This is a genomic window from Bradyrhizobium sp. USDA 4341, assembly GCF_054063755.1.
Window position 1 is genome coordinate 4,564,907 of sequence record NZ_JBSSGO010000002.1, and the last position, 23,120, is coordinate 4,588,026.

Below are 23,120 nucleotides of genomic sequence, written 5' to 3' on the forward strand. Positions count from 1 at the left end.
GGATCGCCCGGTCGAGCCGGGCGATGACAGTCTGAGTGGGGACGCAACTTCGCAAACGCTGCGCGTCGCCCTCAGGTGCGCAATTGCGCACCGGGGAATGACGAGAGAGATTGGCGCGCCTGCCCTACCGGCCTGCATCGCTCTCCAGATGCCGACGAACACGCTCGCCGACCGTCCGTGCGATCGCCGCCGGCGCCTCTTCGGGAATCGCAAAGCACGAACTCGCGTTGATCTCGCAGAGCACATAGGTATCGGCGCCATCGGCATCGCGCGGACCGTAGAGGAAGTCCGCATCCCAGATCACCGGCAGCGACGCTGCATCGATCGCCAGCGCCGCCATCAACCCCGGAATCCATTCGTCTTCCATCAGCCGCCGCAACGTCTGGAATTGTGCGGCATCAGGACCGTGCATGATGCGCGGTCCGGGTTGAGCTTCCGGTGAATCCGGGCCTTCCGGCGGCGGCGGGATCAAGGCCTTGATCAGCTGGTGTCCGAAACCCGCGACCTTCGATCCGCTGACATAGCAACGGATCATGCCCTCGGGCAGCCGCGGCTGGAATGCCTGATCGATGATGCAGCCGCCCCAACCGAAATACGGCTCGCAGCGCGCCATGAAAGCGTCCAGCGACAGCTCCTCGGGCCGGCTGCCGCGCAGTGCGTGAAGCACGCGGACGGTCGCGTCCGCATTCGGCAAACCTTCCACCTTCAAGGCTTCGACCTTCCAGACGCCTTGCCCGCCATTGCCACGGTTCTGCTTGAGCACGCGTGGCCCGGCCGCGCGAAGGCGCGATGGGAATTCGGCGCGGAAGGCGTCTGCGGTGGCGTATCGATGCGTGTCGGCGCCCCAGCCCAGATGACGCGTCCGGAAGAGCACCTCCTTGACGCCCATCTTGAGGATGATTTCGGGATGTGCGCTGACCCACGGACGTTTCATCGCGACCTCGCGCAGCAGCGGATCGAGCGCCGCGCGTGTCTTGCCCTGATGGATCGGATCGACCCAGACGAGAACGCCGTCCGCAGTCAGCAATTGGTCGCGGACAAGATCGGCGACGGCCTCGTCATAGACGACGGGAAAAGCGTCGATGCCGGAAGCGGCAAGCGCTTCGAAGACGCGAACGAAACGGCTGTTTTGTGGGGTCGCCTCCCGGCGCGACGCGGCATCGCCACGCCACAGGATGGCGATTTTGGAACGACGGGATGCGTGTGGTTCGGCGTCCATGTGAAAGCTCCACGACGGTTGAGTGTCGCGCAGAGCTTGGACCGAGGTCTCACGGGGAGTCTGCCTTGTCCCCTTGGCAGGAACTCTAGACCACCTCGCGCAGGTTTCAAGATCGAAGTGGGATCAGGCCGTGATCCCGTGCAACCCCAGCCAGCCCGTGTAGAGGCCGACGAGCACGATCAGCGCGGCCGACACGTAGGGGGCGCGTTGGGCGAAGCGGCTGAAGCCGCCCCAATGACGCTCTACATGACGGAGACTGAGCGCCGCCGCGACACCGACCGAGACCATGGTGATCGCAAGCCCGATGCCGAAGCAGAGCACCAGCACGAAGCCGAGGCTGAACTGCTTGAGCTGAAGGCAGAGCAGCAGCACGGTGATCGCCGCCGGACACGGAATGAGCCCGCCGGTCAGGCCGAACAGAATGATCTGCCACGTCGTGACGGTCCGTCCGGCAAAGCGCTTGCGGATGTCGGCAGCGTGCGCGCGCGCATGCGCATCGTCGGCGTCGCCGAGATCCATATGCGCATGGTCATGCTCCTCGAACAGGATTTCCGCAATATCCGCCCGTACCGACACGCGCGCCTTGAAGGCATGCGGCTCCGGAATTTCATCGATGCTTTCCAAATAGCCGTCCCGCGCGGCGAAGCGAAACTGCTGCTCGCTGCCGTCGGGACGGATCGTCACTACATCAACTTCGCCGGCTGCCGGAAGTGCCCCGGCCTCGCTTCGCAACCGCCAGCGCGGCGGCACGCCGTCCTCGAAGACTTCGAGCGACAGCGGTTGCCCGGCCAGGGTCAATTGGCGCGTTTCGTCGTGATGATGGTGATCATGGTCATGATCGTGATGATGGTCGTGTTCCGAATTCTGCTCGCGCCAGGTGCGCCAGGCCATCCAGGCTGCGATCGAAATGATGATCGCCGCCGAGGCCAGTTGCAGCCAGGCTTCGCTGCGTTCGCCGGACCATTGCTGGCCGAAGTGAAGCCCCGCCAGCGCGACGATCCAGACGATGGCGGTGTGCGAGATCGTGGCCGACAGGCCGAGCAGCACCGCCTGCACCACCGTGCCGCGGATGGCGACGATGAAGGCCGCCATCATCGTCTTGGAGTGGCCGGGCTCGAGACCATGCAGCGCGCCAAGCAGGATCGCACTGGGGATGAACAGCCATGCATGCGCGCTGCTCTGCTGGAGCAGCTGGGACAGATCGGTCATGTGCTTCACTTCAAATAGGTACGAACGACGTCGATCAGGTCGGCGGCGCCCTGCGCTCTCTCGGGATCCTTCTCCCGGGCCGGATCCACCACGTGATGGCGGATATGATCCTCGAGCAGTTCCGCGGTGAGACCGTTGATGGCGCCACGAACCGAGGCCACCAGCATCAACACGTCGGCACAGCCTATCTCGGACTCCAGCGCCCGCTCGACGGCGTCGAGCTGACCCTTGATGCGGCGAACCCGGCCGACGAGCTTGGATTTGTGCTTGATCGTGTGCGACATGGCCATAATATAGGGGGGTACCCTATATCGGTCAACAACGCTTTCGCGTTGTCGGCCTGGGGCTTCCAGGATGCTGCTGGCAGACGGGATGCCGTGACCCGGATTACGGCGCCGACACGTTCCCGTCGTCGACGGTGAATTCTTGGTGATCCGTCCATCCGGCTGAGCCGTTGACACCAACGCGCATTCGTCTTTTATTGAAGCCACGGGGATGTGCGATCTCCCCGCGAGGCGACATGCCCAAGAATCGCGTCCTGTTCACCAAGGACGCACCATGTCGTCATACACATCGATCTCATCAGAAAAACTGTCTCGTCTCATCGGTACGGCCAAAGCGCCGACGCTCGTCGACGTTCGCCTCGATGAGGATTTCGCCGCCGATCCGCGCTTGATCCCTGGCGCCATCAGGCACTCCCATCTCGATGTCCAGGACTGGGCTTCCCGCCTTTCCGGCCAGTCCGTGGTCGTGATTTGCCAGAAGGGACAGAAGCTCAGCGAAGGCACCGCCGCCTGGCTCCGGTGCGGCAACATTGCTGCCGAAGTTCTCGAGGGCGGCCACCTCGCGTGGAAGGCCGCGGAACTCCCGACCGTTCCTGTCGACAAGATTCCGAAACGCGACGGGCGCGGCCGCACCGTCTGGGTGACGCGATCGCGGCCGAAAATCGACCGTATCGCCTGCCCGTGGCTGATCCGCCGCTTTGTCGATCCCGCGGCCGTGTTCCTGTTCGTCACATCAGCGGAAGTCGAGGCCGTCGCCGAACGCTTCGACGCCACGCCATTCGACATCGAGAACGTGTTCTGGAGCCATCGCGGCGAGCTCTGCACCTTCGACGTGATGGTCAGGGAGTTCGGCCTGTCGACGCCTGCACTGGAGCGGCTCGCGACGATGGTGCGCGCAGCCGATACCGCGCGGCTCGATCTTTCGCCGGAGTCGCCGGGGCTGCTCGCCGCTTCGCTCGGCCTGTCGCGCATGTTCGACGACGACCTCGAACAACTGAGCGCCGGCATGCTGCTCTACGACGCCTTCTATCGCTGGTGCCGCGACGCGACGCGGGAGACACACAACTGGCCGACCAGCAAGGTGAAGCCATGACGGACTTCGCAACAACATCAAGGGCGCGCGGACAGGAGCACGCGCACGGCATCTCATTTCACGAGGCGCTGCTCGTCTGGATGCGTGTCGCCATCCTGAGCTTCGGCGGACCGGCCGGCCAGATCGCGGTGATGCATCGCATTCTGGTCGAGGAGAAGAACTGGATCTCGGAAGGGCGTTTCCTGCACGCCCTCAACTACTGCATGCTGCTGCCGGGACCGGAAGCGCAGCAGCTCGCGACCTATATCGGCTGGTTGCTGCACCGGACGCTTGGGGGCATCGTGGCGGGCGGATTGTTCATCCTGCCCGGCATCTTCGCCATCATGGGCCTCAGCTATGTCTACGCAGCGTACGGCAATGTGGGGTTTGTGGAGGCCCTGTTCTTTGGCCTCAAGGCCGCGGTGCTTGCCATTGTCATCCAGGCTGTCGTGCGGGTCGGCAAACGCGCGCTGCGCAACCGGGTGATGATCGCGCTCGCGGCCATCGCCTTTGTCGCGATCTTTTTCTTCGCCGTGCCGTTTCCGCTGATCATCGGCGCTGCCGCCGTCACAGGACTGATCGGCGCACGCCTGGGCCGGAGCGAATTTGCCGCCGTCGAACATGGCGGGAAAAATTCCGCCGTGATCGACAGCATGCTGGGCGAAGCGGTGCCTGATCATGTCCGTCCCAACGCCTCCCGCACCTTGCGTGTCGGCGCCGTCTGGCTCGCGCTCTGGCTGGTTCCGGTGTTCGCGCTGCTCGTTGCCCTGGGACCCGGCGACGTGTTCACCCAGATCGCAATCTTCTTCAGCAAGATGGCAATGGTGACGTTCGGCGGGGCCTACGCCGTGCTCGCCTATGTCGCACAGCAGGCCGCCGAATATTATCACTGGGTCAGTCCGCGCGAGATGCTGGACGGGCTCGGCATGGCCGAGACCACGCCCGGCCCGCTCATCATGGTGGTTCAGTTCGTGGGCTTCATGGCCGCGTTCCGCGAGGCAAGCGGCCTGTCGCCGATGCTAGCCGCCACGCTCGGCGGGTTGCTGGCGACATGGGTGACGTTCACACCGTGCTTCCTGTGGATCTTCGTCGGCGCGCCCTACATCGAAGCGCTGCGCGGCAACAAGGTGCTGGCGGGCGCGCTTTCGGCGATCACCGCGGCCGTGGTCGGCGTGATCCTCAACCTGTCGATCTGGTTCGCGCTGCATACGCTGTTTCGGCAGACCTTCCCGGTGCACGGGCTCGGCCTGTCGTTCGACGCGCCGGTGCCTACTAGCGTCGACTGGGCTGCGCTTGCGCTGTCGGCAGCCGCAGCGATTGCGATCTTCCGTTTCAATGTGGGGATGCTCAGCGTCCTCGCAGCGTCCTGCATCACGGGCGTGCTGCTGCGCCTTGCAGGCCTCATCTGAGCCGAGCGGCACGCGTCACGAGAGACCTGGGGCAGCCCGACACAACCAGGAGAGCAACCATGCAGAAAGCGACCCTCTCGCATTTGATCCTCGCGCTTGCGATCGCGGCCGGCGCGATGCCCGCTAACGCCCTGACGCGGGACGAGCTTGTCGCGAAGCTTCGGGCCGCCGGCTACGCTGACATCAGCGACGTCAAATCGACGGCCGAGGGCATTACGGCGAAGGCGATGAAGAACGGCAAGCCGGTGCGGCTCGTGATCGACAGCAGCGGTCAGGTCAAGGAGCAGGACTGAGGTCCTGGCGAAACCACCACAATCGAACTGAACGAGGAACGGTCATGCCCAAATCAACCTTGGTCCTGTGCGTCGCCCTGCTTTGGCCTGCAATGGCTCTCTCGACGCCAACCGACGACAGCGAGCCGCAGCAAGCCGTCGTGGCGTTGGCCGAGGCGGCGACGGTCCAGCCGCCGGCAACCCAGACCCTGCACGGCGTCGTCGATAGCATCGATGAACGCAACGACACGATCAGGATACGCCTGTCTCCGGACAGAACAGAGCCGTTCAAGGTCCAGGACGGCCTGCTCTTCAACGCCGTTCGCTTCGGCGACCCCGTCGCGTTCTCGGTGCAGAGCATCGCCGGATTCCGGACCATCGTCGGGCTCACGAAGGAATAGCGCGAACTTTTGCGCCTTAGATCCAAACGTACCGGCATTGCTCAACATCAGGAGGACCCATGACCATCAACACCGAGCGCCGAAACTTCATCACAGCGGTTGGCGCGGCCACCGCATCGGCAGTCGTGCTGGGCGCCAACCAAGCCGCTGCCGAAACCAACCAGCAGACAGGAACCAGGGCCATGTCCTATCAGGCAAAACCGATGTCGTTCGACCCAAAATCGATCAGCGGCATCTCGGAGAAAATTCTCGTCAGCCACTACGAGAACAATTACGTCGGCGCGGTGAAGCGGCTGAACGCCATCGGCACGCAGCTTGCCGAACTCGACTTCGCCAAGGCGCCGAACTTTATGATCAACGGCCTGAAGCGCGAGGAGTTGATCGCGGCAAACTCGATGATCCTGCATGAAGTCTATTTCGATGGACTCGGCGGCGCCGGCAAACCGACCGGAGCGCTCGCCGAGGCGATTGCGCGCGACTTCGGCAGCATGGAGCGCTGGCGGGCGGAATTCGCGGCGATGGGCAAGGCGGAAGGTGGCGGTTCGGGGTGGGTGATCCTCGCCTACTCGCCCCGCGACAAGCGGCTGGTCAATCAATGGGCCGCGGATCATACGACGACGCTGGCCGGCGGCCGTCCGGTCCTGGTGCTCGACATGTATGAGCACGCCTATCACATGGACTTCGGTGCCGCCGCGGCCCGCTATGTCGACGTCTACATGGAGGCCATTCGCTGGGACAATGCAGCCCGGCTTTACGAGCAATACGCGAAGGAGACGTGAGGAGAGACGTGGAGCGGCGCTGCCGGTTCCATTCGGCGGGCATGTTGCCAAACACTGCTGCGTTATCGGCATTGAGAACGTGCCTCCGCCATTCTAGATCAGAGCTTGCCCCTCCCCCGGCGCTGTCACCGCGCCGCTCCACCGACGAGTTAGTCTATGCGACCCCACATCATCTGCCACATGGGCACGTCGATCGACGGCCGGCTTCATCCCAGCCGCTTCACCAAGCCGGCCGCCGGCATCCCGGCCGACGTGCTGCGCTCCCACTATGAGAGGATCCATGACGGCTTCAATGCCGATGGATGGATCATCGGCCGCATCACCATGAACGAGATGGCCAAGGGAACCGAGCGGCAGTTCGCCAACCCACCGAAGCTGCCGCGCGAGCCGCATCTCGGCAACCGCAACGGCCGCAAGCTCGCTGTCGGCATCGATCCGTCGGGCCGCGTGCATTTCGGCAAGGACAATGTCGGCGGCGATCACGCCGTTGCGGTGCTCGGCGAGCAGGTCTCGGACAGCCATCTCGCCGAGCTGCGCGAGGACGGCGCGTCCTACATCTTCGCAGGCTGCAAGGGCGACGATCTGGCGAGCGCAATGACGCAGCTCGCAGCGCTGTTCGGCGCCAAGACGCTGCTGCTCGAAGGCGGCGGCGGGATCAATGGCGCGTTCCTGAAGCAGGGGCTGATCGACGAGTTCAGCACGTTGATCCATCCGGCCGTCGACGGCGTCGCGGGATCGCAGAGCATCGTCGACTATCACGGCCCGGAAGGCGACCGGCCCGGCGCCGGGCAGTCGCTTCGGCTCACGCACTGCGAGACGCTGGAAGGCGGCATGGTGTGGCTGCGTCACGCGGTGGAGCGCACGCCGGGCTGAGCGATCCGAGAGCGTTTTGCTCGCGCCGGTGTCAGAACCTGTAGCTCAACGCGGCGCGAGCAACGCTGAACCTGCTCTCGCGGCTGGCATCGTAACGGATCTGGCTCTGCAGCGGATCCGTGCCCTGGAATGTCGCTGTAGCGCCGCTGCTACCGAGATCGACGTAGAGATACTCGCCGCGCAGCGTCCAGTTATTGGCAAATGCATATTCGAGGCCGGCGCCGGCGGTCCAACCGACGCGGACGTCGGAGTTATCGCCAAGCCAGAGCCGCGAGAGGCCAGTGGAAAACGCTTCCGAATTGGCGATGTGGGTCTTCACTTCGCCATAGGCCAGACCGCCCGTCGCGTAGATCAGCACGCGCTCGGTCGGCACAAAGCCGATGCGCCCCCGCACGGTGCCGAACCAGTCGATCTTGCTGGTGTTCTCAAAATTGTAGATTCCGGTCACGCTGGTATCTCGCCGACCGCCTCCGCCTCGACCAAATAAACGAGGGATAACGAAAACGGCGGTGGTGCTTCCATCCCGGGAGGATTTCAGGTTGGCGTCGTTAAAATCGGCTTCCGCCCCGAGGACGACCTTGCCCAACTGATAATTGTATCCGAGCAATCCACCAGCAGTGACACCCGACTGGCTGCTGTCCGAAACGGGAATACGGACGATGTTGTCGGGGGCGATAAGGGACGTGATATTGCTGCTGGTCGTGATATTCCCACCATCGTACCAGCCACCGCCCACATTCACGCCGGCGTAGAATCCAGACCAGTTGAACGATGGAGCCACCAATGGCGGAGCCTTGGTCCAGCTGCGCTCCGGCAGGTCAGCGGCTGAGACCGCGCCTGCAAACCCCGTGATCAAGAGCAGGCTAGTCCCAACGATTGCAAAACGACGCACTTCCATTCCTCTCGCACTTGCCGCAAGCAAGTGGCCCAAGTCCAAGTGACCCAAGTCTTTGCCATGGAGGGGATAAATGCGACAGCGTGTCTCACTCGAACCACATGCTTTTCAGCAATCTGTGGCCACGTTGCAACGACCCGCACTCACAACCTGTTGAGTGGACCGTCCGGGATCAATCGGTCTCCACCCAGCCGCTCCTGCACGCCGCGACGAAGAACGCGACGCCGCGCGCGACGTGCTCATCGAGCTCGGGATCGAGCGCCTTCAGGTCGACTTCGTACAGAGCCCGGAGCAGCATCGGCACCGCGATGATGTCGAGGAACAGGCGCGCCGTGGTCGGCAGGTGCTCCGGCGCGAAGGCCGGCAGCTTGCCGAGCTCGTCGGATCGCGTCAGGTCGCGCAGCAGGTGAACGCCGAGCTCGGTGGCCAGCGCGCGCGCCCTGCGGTTGACGGTGGCGGCGAGATCCGGGAAGCGATGCGCCTCCGCAATCGCAAGCCGCATCAGCCCGATCCGGTCGGCGTCGAGGCCCCAATGCAACAGGGTCGAGGCGACGCTGGTGAGACGTTCCTCCACTGTCGCTCCGAGCGGCGCGTCCGCCTTGAACTCGGCGATGCGTGACAGGATGTCCCGCGTCACCACCTCGGTGAACAGCGCGCGCTTGTCGCGGAAGCGCGCATAGATGGTGCGCTTGCCGGAGCGCGCGGCCTCGGCGATCTCGTCGATGCTGGCGCCTTCGAAGCCACGCTGCAGAAAGACCTTGCGTGCGGCATCGAGAATGCGCGCATCGACCTCGCCGGCCAATTCCTTCGGCGGCCGGCCCGCGCGCACCTCGACCGGCCCGGTCGCCGTTCTGGTCTTGGGCGCCCGCGGCATCTTCAGGGTACTGGTGGTCATCAGTCTTCCCCGGGTTCCATGGGCCGGTCCGGCCGGCAACATCAAGCAATATAGGCTTATCACATCTAGTTGTAAATAGAACGGTACAGTTCCGTTTCTATTGACGCTGCGCTGCCGCGAGACTATTTGCCGCACAGAACGGAACGGTATCGTTCCCTTTTGCGAAGGCCTTGCAGACCTCGCCCGACAGCAGGAGCAGCCATCATGTTCGAAGACACTGTTTTGGAGCGCGACCAAGGAGGGCACGAGAGCATCGAGGGTTCGCCCTCGGCGCCGGCCGCACACGAGCCCAACGTCATATCCGAGCGGCCGGAGGTCACCGCGCGGGCTCCGGCGCAGGAACGGCCCGCAAGCAAGGAGCCCGCCCCGGAAGCCATCCCGCCGGAGGTCGCCCCACAGCGGCGCGGCTTCCTGCGCCGCCGTCCGGTGGTCTCCGCGATCGGCGCCGTGCTGCTCGCCGCCACGCTCGGCGGCGGCACCCTCTACATGGACTCCACCGGGCATTTCGAATCCACCGACGACGCCTTCATCGCGGCGCGGCAGTTCGCGCTCGCGCCGAAAGTCTCCGGCTACATCACCGCGGTTCCGGTCACCGACAACCAGCACATCGCCGCCGGCGACGTGATCGCGCGCATCGACGACCGCGACTATCGCGTCGCGCTGGCGCAGGCCGAGGCGCAGGTCGCGGCCGCGCAGGCCAGCATCCAGAATGTCGATGCGCAGCTCGACGTGCAGCAGGCGCAAATATCAGCCAACCAGGCCCAGGTGGACCAGGCCCAGGCGGCGCTGACCTTCGCCCAGCAGCAGGCGACGCGCTACCAGCATCTGGAGCAGACCGGCTACGGCACCGTGCAGAATTCCGAGCAGTACACCTCGCAACTACATCAGCAGCAGGCGTCTCTGCTGAGCGCGCAGGCGACGCTCAACCTGGCGCAGCGCCAGGTGGAATCGCTGAAGGCGCAGCGCAAGAGCGCGGTCGCCAACCTTGCCCAGGCCGAGGCGCAGCGCGACCAGGCAGAGCTCAATCTCTCCTATACGACAGTGACCGCCGCGCAGCCGGGCCGCGTCGTCAACCTCTCGGCGGCGGTCGGCCAGTTCGCGCAGGCCGGCACCAACCTCACGATGTTCGTACCTGACCAGACCTGGGTCACCGCGAACTTCAAGGAGATCCAGCTCGACCAGATGCGTCCGGGCGAGAAGGTGACGCTGAAGATCGACGCTTATCCGGGCCGTACGATCAACGGCCATGTCGAAAGTGTGCAGCCGGGATCGGGCACCGCGTTCTCGCTGCTGCCGGCGCAGAACGCCACCGGCAACTACGTCAAGATCGTGCAGCGCGTGCCGGTCAAGATCGTGATGGACAATCCGCCGACCGACGTCGCGCTCGGCCCGGGCATGTCTGTCGTCCCGACCGTGCGGATCAACCCCGCGCCATCACTGCTCGAGCGTCTTGAGAAGTTGAATCTTGGGAGGCTTTAATGAGCGCGGCCGCAATCGACGCCAAAGGCATCCCGGCTCCGAGCGTTGCCGTCAATCCCTGGCTGATCGCCATCGTGGTTGCGCTCGCGAGCTTCATGGAGGTGCTCGACACCACCATCGCCAACGTCGCGTTGCCCTATATCGCGGGCGGCATGGGCGTGAGCGAGGACGAGGCCTCCTGGGTGGTCACGACCTACCTGGTGTCCAACGCCATCATCCTGACCGCCTCCGGCTTTCTCGCAAGGATGCTCGGCCGCAAGACCTTCTTCCTGATCTGCCTCGGCATCTTCACGGTGAGTTCGGTGCTGTGCGGCTTCGCCCCCAATCTGAACGCACTGCTGCTGTTCCGCATCCTGCAGGGACTCGGCGGCGGCGGCATGGTTCCGGTAGCGCAGTCGATCCTCGCCGACGCCTTCCCGCCGGCCAAGCGCGGCCAGGCGTTTGCGGTGTTCGGCATCGCCGTGGTGGTGGCGCCGGTGGTCGGGCCGACGCTCGGCGGCTGGCTGTCCGACAATCTGTCCTGGCACTGGTGCTTCCTGATCAACGCGCCGGTCGGCGTGTTCGCGATCGCGCTGATTGCAGCCGTGCTGCAGGAGCCCGCGAAGGCCAAAGGAGCGCAGAAGGCCGCGCAGCCGCAGAACAACAGCTTCGATTTCATCGGCTTCGCGCTGGTTGCGACCTTCCTCGGCGCGCTCGAGGTGACGCTCGACCGCGGCCTCGAGGACGACTGGTTCGGCTCGCCCTTCATCATCACCTTCGCGGCGATAAGCGCCACGGCGTTCGTGCTGATGATCCCGTGGGAGATGACCCGCCGCAATCCGATGATCGACCTGCGCATGGTCGCAACCCGGCAGTTCGGCGCCTGCTTCCTGGTAATGCTGGCGACCGGCGCCATTCTGCTTGCGACCACCCAATTCCTGCCGCAGCTGGTGCAGCAGGATTTCGGCTACACCGCGACCTGGGCCGGCCTCGTGCTCTCGCCCGGCGGCGTGGTAACTATGGTGATGATGTTCGCAGTCGGCCGGCTCGCCGCCAAGGTGCAGCCGAAATATTTGATCGTCGCCGGCGCGCTGGTGATCGCCGCCTCGATGTACAGCATGACCAACGTGTACGGCGACCTCGGCTTCTGGTTCATGGCGCGCTCGCGCATGCTGATCGGCGTCGGTCTGCCCCTGATCTTCGTGCCGATCATGGCAGCGTCCTATGACGGCATCCCGCCTGACAAGACCGACCAGGCCTCCGCGCTGATCAACGCGGCGCGCAACACCGGCGGCTCGATCGGCGTATCGATCGTCTCCAACGTGCTGACCCATCGCCAGCAATTCCACCAGAGCCGGCTGGTGGAGCAGGTGACGCCGTCGAGCCCGCAATACCAGGACACGCTGCACCGGGTCACCGATTTCTTCGTCGCTCAGGGCAATTCACTGGCGCAGGCGCATCAACAGGCGATCCAGTGGATCGGGCAGCAGGTGCAGACCCAGGCCTCGTTCCTGTCCTATATGGACGCGTTCTGGGTCCTGATGCTGATCTCGCTCTCGGCTATCCCGCTGGCGCTGACCTTGCGCAAGGTCAAGCTCGGCGGCCCCGCCCCTGTCGGCCACTGACGGGGTGCGGAGGTCAACTGCGATACGCCCGCGCCACGGATCGGCGCGGGCGTATTTGATTCCGGATCGTCGCGACACAGATCAAATGCCGCCGGTGGCGGCGACGATCGTGTCCCGCAGCCAGCGATGCGCCGGCAGATCGTCGAAGCGGCGGTGCCAGCTCATGACACTCTGCAGCTTCGATGCATCGAACGGCAGCTCCCGCATCTCGATCGGATAGGCGCGGCGGAATTCGAGCGCGAGCTTGCGCCCGAGGATCGCGACCATGTTCGATTGCACCAGGACCGCGCCGGCGGATAGATACGGGACATCGGTCGCAATGGTGCGGCTCGCCTTGCGCGCCCGCAGCCAGGCGTCGATGAAATCCAGATTCTCGCCGCTGGAGGTGATCGCAAGGTGTGGCAGCTCGACCAGCGTCTCGCCGGTCAGCTTCTTGCGCAACGCCGGATGACCGGCCCTCAGCACCGCGACGAAGCGGTCCTCAATCAACCGACAGGAGGCGAAGCGCTCGCCCTCCATCGCGCGGGCGGAGATCGCGAGATCGAGCTCGCCGCGATCGAGCCTGTCGGGGAGATTGAGCGTCCCGCTCGGCACCAGCGTCAGCCGCACCCTGGGCGCCTGCGCGCGCACCGCCGCGATGATCGAGCCGGCCGCGACCACCGCGGCATAATTGTTGACGGCAATGGTGAAGCGCCGTTCCGCCTGCGCCGGATCGAAACGATCTCCCTCGACCGCGAGTTGCAGCTCGCTGAGCGCCTTGCGGACCGGCAGCGCGAGCGCTTCCGCCCGCGGCGTCGGCAGCATGCCGGACGGCGTGCGGACGAACAGCCTGTCCTTCAGCGCATGACGGAGCCGGTTCAGTGCATGGCTCACGGCGGGCTGGCTGATGGCAAGCGCGCCGGCCGCGCGCACCACGCTGCGCTCGCGCATGACGGCGTCGAACACCAGCAGCAGATTGAGATCCAGATTGCGCATCCGCATGCCGTCATCATGCACGATGTGAATTAGCGGATAAAGACAATTCATTTGTATAATACTGCGCCAAGGCCCAGCTTCCGGTCATGTCCGAAAGCCCGCACAGCGCAATCGCAGCCCGGCCCCGTCGCGCCACCGCGCGCGTGCTGGTCGGCGTCCTGGTCGCCCCCGATGCCGCGTCGATCGCCATGCCTGAAACCTTCGCGCGCTGGCGCCGGCTGACGCCGCTTGCGACGTGGCTGCCGATCGAGCTCTGCGAAACGGGCCATGCCGGCATCCTGAGCGGCGTCGCGGCTGCGCTCGACCGCGTCGGCATGACCCCGCGGCAGCTGATCCTGCTGGGCGAAGGACCCGTCGCGCGGCGCATGCTCGAACTGGCGCTGCGGCACGAACTGCCCTGCGGCGGCATCGTCGCGATCGACGTCGCCGCCGACGCATTGCCGTTTCGCATCGTGCCGACGGCGACCGCGATCCGGCTTGTCGTTCATCACACCGACGAAGGGCCGCATGGCAATTTGATCGGCAGTTTGCGCGCCGCCGATCTCGACGCACGCATCATCAATCTCGACCTGGCTGCCGGCCGCGGGGCAGAAGCGGCCGCGGCGAGCGCAACTGAAACCTTTGTCCTGGAGCTGGTCGCAACCATCGGCCGCCGGACAACCGATGGAGTTGGTAATCCATGACATCGAAGACCTTCAAGATCGCGTGCGCGATCCTGGTGGCCGCCGCCGCAATCGGCGCCGGCGTCTATGCCGTGCGGCCGGACGGCGCAGCGGACAAGACCCCGGCAGCGGCCCAGTCGAAGACGATCACGCCCGCGGTTCCGGTGACGGCCGCGAAGGTGCTGCAGCATGACGTGCCGATCGTGCTCGAAGGACTGGGCACCGTGACGCCGATCAACACGGCCACGATACGCACCCAGGTGCAGGGCACGCTCGACAGCGTCGATTTCGTCGAGGGCAAGCAGGTGAAGCGCGGTGACGTGCTCGCCAAGATCGACCCGCGGGTCTACGAGGCCCAGGTCGACCAGGCCGAGGCCGCGCTGGCGCGCGACGAGGCGAGCCTGAAGAACGCCAGGACCAATCTGGCGCGAACCCAGCCGCTCGCCAATCGCGGCTTTGCGACCCAGCAACTGCTCGACACTCAGGATTCGCAGGTCACGCAGGGCGAAGGCACCGTCGCGCTCGACAAGGCTGCGCTGGAAGCCGCGCAGACCCAGCTGAGCTTCGCCACGATCACCGCGCCGTTCGACGGCGTCACCGGCATCCGCCGCATCGATCCCGGCAACATCGTGCACCCGACCGACACCAACGGGCTCGTGGTTCTCACCCAGTTGCAGCCGATCGCGGTGATCTTCACGCTGCCGTCCGGCGAGATCCCGGGCGTGCGGCAGGCGCTGGCGTCCGGAGACGCCTCGGTCGACGTCTATGATGCACAGAACAAGCGCAAGCTCGACCACGGCAGCCTGATGCTGATCAACAACCAGGTCGACAGCACGAGCGGCACGGTGCAGCTGAAGGCATCCTTTCCCAATGCCGGCAACACGCTGTGGCCCGGCACCTTCGTCAACGTCCATCTGACGATCGCGGTTCGCCACGACGCGCTCACCGTGCCGCTGACGGCGGTGCGCCAGGGACCGGACGGCGGCTTCGCCTATGTGGTTGGCGCAAACAACATCGTCAGCATCCGCAATGTCACCACCGGCCAATCGCGCGACGGGCAGGTCCTGATCGAGCAGGGCCTCGCGGCGAACGAGACCGTCGTCACCGCGGGTCAGTACCGGCTCAATCCGGGGACGGCGGTCGAGATCGTGCCCGATGACAAGAAAGACCAGGTCCAGGACGCAACCACCGCCAGCGCAGGGATGCTGCCATGAACGTCTCCGCAGGTTTTATCCGCAAGCCCGTCGCCACCGCCTTTCTGGCCATCGCCATCGTGCTGGTCGGCATGATCGCCTTCGTGCGGCTGCCGGTCTCGGCGCTGCCGACGGTGGACACCCCGACCATCCAGGTCACCGCGCAATTGCCCGGCGCCGATCCGCAGACCATGGCCTCCTCGGTCGCGACGCCACTGGAGCGGCAATTCGGGCAGATCGCAGGCCTCACCGGCATGAGCTCGAGCAGCGGGCTCGGCAACACCCAGATCACGCTGCAATTCGCACTGAACCGCAGCGTCGATGCGGCCGCGCAGGACGTGCAGACCGCGATCGATGCGGCATCGGGGCAATTGCCCAAGACCATGCCGTCGCCGCCGACCTTCCACAAGGTCAACCCGGCCGACGTGCCGGTGCTGCTGATCGCGCTGATGTCGGACACCGAGCCGCTGACCAAGGTCGACGACTATGCCGACAGCATTTTGGCGCAGAAATTGTCGCAGGTGCCGGGCGTTTCGCTCGTCACCATCGGCGGCATGCAGAAGCCGTCGATCCGGGTGCAGGTCAATCCGGCCAAGCTCGCCGCCGCGGGGCTCGATCTCGAGCAATTGCGCACCACGCTCGGCAACATCACCGTGAACCAGCCCAAGGGCGTGCTCTACGGCAGCCAGCAGGCCTATACGCTCGCCACCAACGACCAGGTGCTGGTCGCGAGCAAGTATGACGATCTGATCATCGCCTATCGCAACGGCGCGCCGGTCCGCTTGCGTGATATCGGGCATGCCGTGGTGGCGGCCGAGGACATCACGCTGCATGGCTGGTACAACGATAAGCCCGCCATCATCCTCGCGATCCAGCGCCAGCCTGGCGCCAACGTGATCAGCACGGTCGACGGCATCAAGAAGCTGCTGCCGCAGCTGGTGGCGAGCCTGCCGTCCGACATCAAGGTCCAGATCGCCTCCGACCGCACCCAGACCATCCGCGCCAGCGTCGCCGACGTTCAGCTCACTTTGGTGCTGACCATTGCGCTGGTGGTCGGCGTGATCTTCCTGTTCCTGCGCAATCTGTGGGCGACCATCATCCCCGCGGTCTCGGTCCCGATCTCGCTGATCGGCACCTTCGGCGTGATGTATCTGCTCAACTACAGCCTCGACAATTTGTCGCTGATGGGCCTGTCGATCGCGGTCGGCTTCGTCGTCGACGATGCCATCGTGATGATCGAGAATATCTCGCGGCATATCGAGGAAGGTCTCTCTCCAATGCAGGCCGCCCTGAAGGGGGCCGGCGAGATCGGCTTCACCATCATCTCGATCTCGGTCTCGCTGATCGCGGTGTTCATTCCGCTGCTGCTGATGGGCGGGGTGATCGGCCGCATGTTCCAGGAGTTCGCCGTCACCGTGTGCGTTGCCATCGTGGTGTCGGTGATCGTCTCGGTGACCCTGACGCCGATGATGTGCGCCTATCTGCTGTCGCCGCACCAGGGCGCCGAGGCCGGGGCAGTGTCGCGCGCGCTGGAACGCGGTTTCGTTGCGATCCAGGCCGCCTACGAGGCCGTGCTTGCCAGGGCGTTGCGCTACAAGGCCACCACCATGTCGATCATGCTGGCAAGCGTCGTGGTGACCGGCCTGCTGTTCGTGGCCATCCCCAAGGGCTTCTTCCCGCAGCAGGACACCGGCATGATCACCGGCATCACCGAGGCCTCGGCGGACATCTCGCCGGCGCAGATGGCGACGCTGCAACGCAGTGTCATCGACGTCATCGCCAAGAACCCCGCGGTCGCCAATGCGACCGGCTATATCGGACCGGGCGGCCCGACCGTGACCGAGAACAACGGCCGCCTGTTCGTGCTGTTGAAGCCGCGCAACGAGCGCAATGCTTCTGCCGATCAGGTGATCCGGCAGCTCGACACCGCGCTGCAGAAGATCAAGGGGATGTCGGTGTTCATGCAGGCGACGCAGGACATCAATCTCGCCAGCCGGCTGTCCAAGACGCAGTATCAGTTCACCCTCACCGACGTGAACCAGGACGAGCTCAATCTGTGGGCCGGCAAGCTGTATCAGAAGCTGAAGACGTTGCCGGAACTGGCCGACGTCGCCACCGACCAGGCCAACGCCGCGCGTCAGCTCAAGCTGCAGATCGACCGCGACGCGGCCTCCCGCCTCGGCATCGATCCGGCCGCAGTGGACAACACGCTGTATGATTCATTCGGCCAGCGTCACGTCGCCCAGCTGTTCACGACACTCAACACCTATTACGTGATCCTCGAGGTCGATCCGTCGTTCCAGCTCGGCCCCTATGCGCTCAACCGCATCTACGTCCGCTCGTCCGCGGGGACGATGGTGCCCTTGAGCCAGATCGCGAGCATCGATTACGGCACCGCGCCGCTCTCAGTGAACCACCAGAGCCAGTTTCCGTCGGTCACGCTGAGCTTCAACCTGGCGCCGGGCACGGCGGTGGGGACCGCGGTCGCGGCGGTCCAGAAAGCGACCGCCGACCTGCACGTGCCGTCGACCGTGATCACCAGCTTCCAGGGCAATGCGCAGGCGTTCCAGGCCGCGCTCGCGTCGACGCCGATCCTGATCCTGGCCGCGGTGGTCGCCGTCTATCTGATCCTCGGCATGCTCTATGAGAGCACGATCCATCCGATCACGATCCTCTCGACCCTGCCGTCCGCCGGGCTCGGCGCGCTGCTCGCGCTGTGGGCCTTCGGCTTCGGGCTCGACGTGATCGGGCTGGTCGGCATCATCCTGCTGATCGGCATTGTGCAGAAGAACGGCATCATGCTGATCGATTTCGCGCTGGAGGCCGAACGCCACCAGCATCTCTCTGCCGAGCAGTCGGTCTATATGGCCTGCAAGGCGCGCTTCCGCCCGATCCTGATGACGACGATGTGCGCGATGCTCGGCGGCGTTCCGCTGATGATCGGCACCGGCACCGGATCGGAGCTGCGCCAGCCGCTCGGCTTTGCCATCGTCGGCGGCCTGATCGTCTCGCAGCTGATGACGCTGTTCACGACGCCTGTCGTGTACATCTATCTCGATGGCTTGACCCAATGGATCAACCGAATGCGCCGCGGCCGTTCGGGTGAGCCTGCGGCACATCCGACATTGTCGACCTGAACGCTGCCGGGGAGACGCGCATGGACATGCGTCATATCGAGATGCGATGGACGATGGGAGTGCGCGAGGCCGCATTGCGGTTCTGGACGATCAGGACCGCGGCTGCAGTGCTGGGCGAACTCGGAGGCCATGCCGTCGCGGGCAAGGGGAGCCACGTCCTGGCCGCGGCCGGCGTGGTGGCGATCGGGGGCCTGTATGCGCGCGATCGTGCCGGTCGGATCGCCTTCTGGCCGGTGCTTGTCGGCGTCCTGGTCGTCAGCGCGGCATTGGCGCATATGGCGGACCGGTCGCTCGGGATCGGCGATCTTGTCGCCTCGGTTCAGCTGGCGGCGCTGTTCGCGCTCGCCCTGATCGTCTGGGCTCGGGTGGCGGGAACAACGGGATTCCTCGCCGTCGACTCGGTCCGCGACCAGGCTCCGTTCTGGATCGTCGCGATGCTGGCGCAGGCATTCGCCAGCTCGTTGGCCGACTGGGTGGTGGACCCCGGCCAGACCGGCTCGTCCATCGTGCTTCTGGCCGTCGCGATCGGCCTGCCGGCGGTGGCTGCGGCCCGATGGGCGCGGATCGGGCGTCCCGCGCTGTTCTGGACCGCGTTCGTGCTGACCGGGATTCTCGGCGCGCTATGGGGCGACATGCTGATCCGCCTGATCGGAGCCGGCCAGGCGCTCTCCACCTGAAGCACGATGAGACTGGGTCGAATCGTCATCGCGCTTCTGCTGCGCCAAGGCTGGGCAGCCCTGCGCAGCACACCGCCGCAATCACCGCGTCTCTCAGGCCGCCCGGCGGCGTTGACCGCGCCACCACAGGCCGAAGGCGATCGTGACCGCGGCGGCCAGCGAGAACCAGGTGATGGCGTACTGCATGTGGTCGTCCTTGAGCCGCACCTTGAGCGGTCCGGGCTTCGGTGTGCCGCTGTCGGGCACCGGCGCCTCGAGGTCGATATAGAACGGCGCGACCTGTCCCCAGCCGAGCGTCTGCGCCATCGCGCGATGATCGCGCACGAACCACAGCCGCTTCGGCAGATCTTCCTTCGGCGTCAGCCGGCCCGGCGGCTCGGGAAAGCGAATGTAGCCGGTCAGCTCGACCGGCGCGCCGGTGACGAGGCGGCCTGTGACGCGATCCTCGAAGGCGCGGTCCTGCATCGTGTTCTGGACAAAGCCGGTGTTGATCACAACGGTCTCGCCGCTGGCGAGCTTGGCCGGCAGGAACGCCCAGGTGCCGGGTCCCGCGACATCGTCGCGCACCGCCGAGCCGGAGCTGAAGACCATCGCGTCCGGCTGTTTCGCGTAGGTCGCGGTCAGCGTGACGCGGCGGAATTCATCCCTGGCCGAGGTCACCGCGGGCCACGCCGATGGCGGCGGCAGCGCCTCGGTCGGGGCGGCCAGCCGCTCGTCGAGCGCGGCAATCAGCGCATGCTTTTCGACCCTGCGCTGCAACTGCCAAACGCCGAGGGCGATGAACACCGCGATCAGGATCAGCGTGAAAATGCCGAAGCCGGCCGCGCTCGGCCGACGCGTCGTCGTGTCGTCATTCATTGCGGGTCGCGCTCGATCAATTGGCCTTCGGCGGCCTTGTGGTGGAATTGCAGCGCGATCAGCAGCGCCTTCATTGAACGGAGCGGCAGGATCGTGGTGACCACGATCAACGGTAGCCACAACGCGGCGTGAACCCAGAACGGCGGCTGGTACTTCACCTCGACGATCAGCGCCGCCGCGACCACGATGGCGCCGGCCAGCATGATGACGAAGATCGCCGGACCGTCGCCGGCATCGATGAACGCGAAGTCGAGGCCGCAGGCCTGGCAGCGCGGCGCCAGCGTCAGGAAGCCGGAATAGAGCTTGCCCTTGCCGCAGCGCGGGCAGCGGCAGGCGATGCCGCGCAGCGCGCTTTCGGTCACAGTGGGCGGAGTGTCCGTCATCGGTTCTCTTCAAAAGCAAAGGGGCGGCCATCGGGCCGCCCCCTCTTAGCACGTCAGTGAGGTTAGTGTGCGCCGTGCGCCATGGACTCGGCGCCGTGGCCCCAGACGTAGATGCAGATGAACAGGAACAGCCAGACTACGTCGACGAAGTGCCAGTACCAAGCGGCGAACTCGAAGCCGAGATGCTGCTTCGGCGTGAAGTGGCCGGCATAGGCGCGGATCAGGCAGACCAAGAGGAAGATGGTGCCGACCAGCACGTGGAAACCGTGGAACCCGGTCGCCATGAAGAAGGTCGAGCCGTAGACGTTGCCGCCGAACGAGAACGTCGCATGGGCGTACTCATAGGCCTGCACGCAGGTGAAGCAGGCGCCGAGGATCACGGTGAGGATCAGGCCCTGCTTGAGGCCCTGGCGGTCGTTCTCCAGCAGCGCATGGTGCGCCCAGGTGACGGTCGTGCCCGAGGTCAGAAGCAGCAGCGTGTTGAGCAGCGGCAGATGCCAGGGATCGAAGGTCTCGATGCCATGCGGCGGCCAGGTGCCGGGAACCGAGCAGGCACCCATCGCCGTGCCGGCGCCGCAACCGAACACGGCATCGCGGGTGGCATGCACCGCATCGGCCGGGAACAGCGCCGAATTGAAGAACGCCCAGAACCAGGCGACGAAGAACATCACTTCGGAGGCGATGAACAGGATCATGCCGTAGCGATGGCTGATCTGGACCACGCGGGTGTGGTCGCCCTTGTACTGGGCTTCCTTGATCACGTCGCCCCACCAGCTCGCCATGGTGTAGAGCACGCCGATGGTGCCGACGCCGAACACGATCGGCGCGGCGGAGAACATGTGGTGCATCCAGCCGATCGCACCGAGCGCCATGATGAAGGCCGAGACCGAGCCGACCACCGGCCACGGGCTCGGGTCGACGAGATGATAGTCGTGATGCTTGACTTGCGCCTCAGCCATTGCCGTCTCTCCATTCGCGTGCCGCAAGGCACGTCTTAATCTTAGAATTCCAGAACTAGCCGCCCTTGCGCTGCTCCGCCTCGCCCGCAGCCACGGGCTTCGGCGCGGCGTCGCGCACGGGGAAGAAGGTGTAGGACAAAGTGATGGTCTTCAGCGTGTCGTTCTCGCTGTCCTTGGCCAGCGCCGGATCGACATAGAACACCACGGCCATCTCGCGCTTCTCGCCCGGCGCCATGGTCTGTTCGGTGAAGCAGAAGCAGTTGATCTTCTGGAAATAGGCGCCGACCGTCAGCGGCGCGACGTTGTAGGCGGCTTGTCCCGTCGTGGCGCGCGCCGACTGGTTGGTCACGGTGTAATAGACCGTGACGACCTGGCCGATCTTGACGTCGATCGTGGTCTGCTCGGCCTCGAACTTCCAGGGCAGGCCCGGCGCGACGTTGGAATCGAAGCTGACCGAAATGGTGCGCGCCAGCGGCGCATCCGTCGGCACCGAGGTCGCGACCTGGGTGGTGCCGTTGAAGCCGGTGGTGCGGCAGAACCAGTTGTAGAACGGCACGGCTGCGTAGGACGCACCGACCATCAGCACCACGACGAAGCCGCAGATCGACGCGACCATGGCGTCGCGCGTCAGCATGCGGCGCGTGACCTTGGCGCCCTCGCCTTGCGGAGCCTGCGGTGCGCTCTGGTTTGCCATCTCACTCACAGCGGCCGCACCAGCACGGCCGGCCCCTTGACCAGGGTGACGGCGAAGAACAGCACGACCATGACGCCGAGCGCGAGCGCAATGGCGATCGAGCGTTGGCGGCGGCTCCTGAGCTGCGCCTCGGTGAGGACGATTCCTTCTGGTTCGCGTTTCTCGTCCATTGGTATCCCATGCGCCCCCATCTTGCCCCCCGGCGTCCCTACCCGATGAAGACAGGCAGGATCGCGCGGACGACCACCTCGGCGAGGAGGACGGCAAACAGCGCGAACAGATAGAGGATCGAGAAGGCGAACAGCCGGCGCGTGGCGCGGTTGGCTACAACGCCCTCACGGCGGCGATAGACCTCGACGGCGAGCCACAGCATGCCGGCGCCTGCTACCAGCGAGGTGACGCCGTAGATCGCGTCGAAATAGCCGAGCGGCCATGGAGCCAGCGCGATCGCGACCAGCACGACGGTGTAGAGCAGGATCTGCAGCCGGGTCGCGTCGGGACCGGCGACCACCGGCAGCATCGGGATGCCGGCGCGCGCGTAGTCGTCGCTGCGGAACAGCGCCAGCGCCCAGAAGTGCGGCGGGGTCCAGAAGAAGATGATCAGGAACAGCAGGATCGGCTCGACCGAGAGCGAGCCGGTCGCGGCCGCCCACGCCACCACCGGCGGCAGTGCGCCGGCAGCACCGCCGATCACGATGTTCTGCGCGGTCCAGCGCTTCAGCAGCATCGTGTAGATCACGGCATAGAAGAAGATGGTGAAGGCAAGCAGCCCGCCCGCGACCCAGTTGACCAGGATGCCGAGCGTCATCACCGAGAAGAAGGCGAGCGTCAGGCCGAAGGCGGCTGCCTCGGCCGGAGTGATGCGGCCGCGCGGGATCGGCCGGTTGGCGGTGCGCGACATCAAGGCGTCGACGTCGCTCTCATAGGCCATGTTGAGCGCGCCGGAGGCGCCGGCGCCGACCGCGATGCAAAGGATCGAGGTGAACGCCAGTACCGGATGGACATGCACCGGCGCGATCATCAGCCCGACCAGCGCGGTGAAGATCACCAGCGACATCACGCGCGGCTTCAGCAGCGCGATGTAGTCGCCCACTTCGGCCTCGGAAATCCGGGGCAGCTCGATGGCGTTGTGATCGACAACCGACAAGATCAGGTCTCACTTCTCTCAAAAGGCGCGGCGCACCCAGGGTG

The 23,120-nt window shown here is 65.4% G+C and carries 24 protein-coding genes; 12 read left to right on the forward strand and 12 right to left on the reverse strand.

The window, feature by feature from the left end:
• Positions 1-124 precede the first annotated feature (124 nt).
• The 3 genes from ACVIGB_RS27660 to ACVIGB_RS27670 form a co-directional block, all read right to left on the reverse strand.
• Positions 125-1,219 carry a Cj0069 family protein gene (locus ACVIGB_RS27660; protein ID WP_456720256.1) on the reverse strand — a complete coding sequence of 365 codons (1,095 nt, stop codon included), beginning with the start codon at positions 1,217-1,219 and terminating at the stop codon, positions 125-127.
• A gap of 123 nt (positions 1,220-1,342) precedes the next feature.
• Complete coding sequence (locus ACVIGB_RS27665) at positions 1,343-2,428, reverse strand: nickel/cobalt efflux transporter (RefSeq protein ID WP_456720255.1); 1,086 nt, start codon at positions 2,426-2,428, stop codon at positions 1,343-1,345.
• Positions 2,429-2,433: 5 nt separating this feature from the next.
• A complete protein-coding gene (locus ACVIGB_RS27670; RefSeq protein ID WP_092126226.1) occupies positions 2,434-2,712 on the reverse strand; it encodes a metal/formaldehyde-sensitive transcriptional repressor in 279 nt (92 codons plus the stop codon).
• Positions 2,713-2,986: 274 nt separating this feature from the next.
• Here ACVIGB_RS27670 and ACVIGB_RS27675 point away from each other — a divergent pair, with 274 nt between their 5' ends.
• The 6 genes from ACVIGB_RS27675 to ACVIGB_RS27700 all read left to right on the forward strand — a co-directional run bounded on the left by ACVIGB_RS27675 (position 2,987) and on the right by ACVIGB_RS27700 (position 7,518).
• Positions 2,987-3,805: a chromate resistance protein ChrB domain-containing protein gene (locus ACVIGB_RS27675; RefSeq protein ID WP_456720254.1), complete on the forward strand. Its 819-nt coding sequence runs from the start codon at positions 2,987-2,989 to the stop codon at positions 3,803-3,805.
• Positions 3,802-5,193, forward strand: a complete 1,392-nt coding sequence (gene chrA / locus ACVIGB_RS27680) for a chromate efflux transporter (RefSeq protein ID WP_456720253.1) — start codon at positions 3,802-3,804, stop codon at positions 5,191-5,193. The genes ACVIGB_RS27675 and chrA overlap by 4 nt, the downstream gene beginning before the upstream one ends.
• Positions 5,194-5,252: 59 nt before the next feature.
• A complete protein-coding gene (locus ACVIGB_RS27685; protein WP_456720252.1) occupies positions 5,253-5,486 on the forward strand; it encodes a PepSY domain-containing protein in 234 nt (77 codons plus the stop codon).
• Positions 5,487-5,530: 44 nt separating this feature from the next.
• A complete protein-coding gene (locus ACVIGB_RS27690; RefSeq protein WP_456720251.1) occupies positions 5,531-5,866 on the forward strand; it encodes a hypothetical protein in 336 nt (111 codons plus the stop codon).
• Between the two features lie 59 nt (positions 5,867-5,925).
• Positions 5,926-6,645 carry a superoxide dismutase gene (locus ACVIGB_RS27695; protein ID WP_456720250.1) on the forward strand — a complete coding sequence of 240 codons (720 nt, stop codon included), beginning with the start codon at positions 5,926-5,928 and terminating at the stop codon, positions 6,643-6,645.
• A 156-nt stretch (positions 6,646-6,801) separates the two neighbouring features.
• Positions 6,802-7,518 carry a dihydrofolate reductase family protein gene (locus tag ACVIGB_RS27700; RefSeq protein WP_456720249.1) on the forward strand — a complete coding sequence of 239 codons (717 nt, stop codon included), beginning with the start codon at positions 6,802-6,804 and terminating at the stop codon, positions 7,516-7,518.
• A 31-nt stretch (positions 7,519-7,549) separates the two neighbouring features.
• Here ACVIGB_RS27700 and ACVIGB_RS27705 read toward each other — a convergent pair whose 3' ends face one another.
• Positions 7,550-8,416 carry an outer membrane protein gene (locus ACVIGB_RS27705; protein ID WP_456720248.1) on the reverse strand — a complete coding sequence of 289 codons (867 nt, stop codon included), beginning with the start codon at positions 8,414-8,416 and terminating at the stop codon, positions 7,550-7,552.
• Positions 8,417-8,585: 169 nt separating this feature from the next.
• On the reverse strand, positions 8,586-9,308 hold the full coding sequence (locus ACVIGB_RS27710; RefSeq protein WP_456720247.1) for a TetR/AcrR family transcriptional regulator: 723 nt from the start codon (positions 9,306-9,308) through the stop codon (positions 8,586-8,588).
• A gap of 222 nt (positions 9,309-9,530) precedes the next feature.
• On the opposite strand from ACVIGB_RS27710, the gene ACVIGB_RS27715 reads away from it, so the two are divergent.
• Positions 9,531-10,787: an HlyD family secretion protein gene (locus tag ACVIGB_RS27715; RefSeq protein WP_456725063.1), complete on the forward strand. Its 1,257-nt coding sequence runs from the start codon at positions 9,531-9,533 to the stop codon at positions 10,785-10,787.
• Entirely contained in the window at positions 10,787-12,391 is a 1,605-nt protein-coding gene (locus ACVIGB_RS27720; RefSeq protein ID WP_456720246.1) for a DHA2 family efflux MFS transporter permease subunit, read from the forward strand. The genes ACVIGB_RS27715 and ACVIGB_RS27720 overlap by 1 nt, the downstream gene beginning before the upstream one ends.
• An 81-nt stretch (positions 12,392-12,472) precedes the next feature.
• Here ACVIGB_RS27720 and ACVIGB_RS27725 read toward each other — a convergent pair whose 3' ends face one another.
• Entirely contained in the window at positions 12,473-13,372 is a 900-nt protein-coding gene (locus tag ACVIGB_RS27725) for a LysR family transcriptional regulator (protein ID WP_092126235.1), read from the reverse strand.
• An 80-nt stretch (positions 13,373-13,452) separates the two neighbouring features.
• On the opposite strand from ACVIGB_RS27725, the gene ACVIGB_RS27730 reads away from it, so the two are divergent.
• Genes ACVIGB_RS27730 through ACVIGB_RS27745 form a run of 4 tightly spaced genes read left to right on the forward strand, consistent with a single transcriptional unit; the run spans position 13,453 to position 19,035 of the window.
• Positions 13,453-14,049, forward strand: a complete 597-nt coding sequence (locus tag ACVIGB_RS27730; RefSeq protein ID WP_456720245.1) for a hypothetical protein — start codon at positions 13,453-13,455, stop codon at positions 14,047-14,049.
• Positions 14,046-15,242, forward strand: coding sequence for an efflux RND transporter periplasmic adaptor subunit (locus ACVIGB_RS27735; RefSeq protein ID WP_456720244.1), 1,197 nt, complete (start codon positions 14,046-14,048; stop codon positions 15,240-15,242). The genes ACVIGB_RS27730 and ACVIGB_RS27735 overlap by 4 nt, the downstream gene beginning before the upstream one ends.
• Positions 15,239-18,358 (forward strand): efflux RND transporter permease subunit, encoded by a 3,120-nt coding sequence (locus tag ACVIGB_RS27740; protein WP_456720243.1) that lies wholly within the window; start codon positions 15,239-15,241, stop codon positions 18,356-18,358. The genes ACVIGB_RS27735 and ACVIGB_RS27740 overlap by 4 nt, the downstream gene beginning before the upstream one ends.
• A gap of 20 nt (positions 18,359-18,378) precedes the next feature.
• Positions 18,379-19,035 (forward strand): hypothetical protein, encoded by a 657-nt coding sequence (locus ACVIGB_RS27745; protein ID WP_456720242.1) that lies wholly within the window; start codon positions 18,379-18,381, stop codon positions 19,033-19,035.
• 93 nt (positions 19,036-19,128) lie between these two features.
• Here the strand turns inward: ACVIGB_RS27745 and ACVIGB_RS27750 are convergent, their stop codons facing one another.
• From ACVIGB_RS27750 to ACVIGB_RS27775, 6 genes are all read right to left on the reverse strand, one after another.
• Positions 19,129-19,893, reverse strand: coding sequence for an SURF1 family protein (locus tag ACVIGB_RS27750; protein WP_456720241.1), 765 nt, complete (start codon positions 19,891-19,893; stop codon positions 19,129-19,131).
• Complete coding sequence (locus tag ACVIGB_RS27755) at positions 19,890-20,276, reverse strand: DUF983 domain-containing protein (RefSeq protein WP_092119130.1); 387 nt, start codon at positions 20,274-20,276, stop codon at positions 19,890-19,892. The genes ACVIGB_RS27750 and ACVIGB_RS27755 overlap by 4 nt, the downstream gene beginning before the upstream one ends.
• Positions 20,277-20,338: 62 nt before the next feature.
• Complete coding sequence (locus ACVIGB_RS27760) at positions 20,339-21,235, reverse strand: cytochrome c oxidase subunit 3 (protein WP_092119134.1); 897 nt, start codon at positions 21,233-21,235, stop codon at positions 20,339-20,341.
• A gap of 55 nt (positions 21,236-21,290) precedes the next feature.
• The gene (locus ACVIGB_RS27765; protein WP_456725062.1) at positions 21,291-21,929 is read right to left on the reverse strand and encodes a cytochrome c oxidase assembly protein; all 639 of its coding nucleotides are present in this window, start codon (positions 21,927-21,929) and stop codon (positions 21,291-21,293) included.
• 5 nt (positions 21,930-21,934) lie between these two features.
• Positions 21,935-22,099, reverse strand: coding sequence for a CoxF protein (locus ACVIGB_RS27770; protein WP_092119139.1), 165 nt, complete (start codon positions 22,097-22,099; stop codon positions 21,935-21,937).
• Between the two features lie 38 nt (positions 22,100-22,137).
• The gene (locus ACVIGB_RS27775; RefSeq protein ID WP_456720240.1) at positions 22,138-23,076 is read right to left on the reverse strand and encodes a heme o synthase; all 939 of its coding nucleotides are present in this window, start codon (positions 23,074-23,076) and stop codon (positions 22,138-22,140) included.
• Positions 23,077-23,120: the final 44 nt, after the last annotated feature.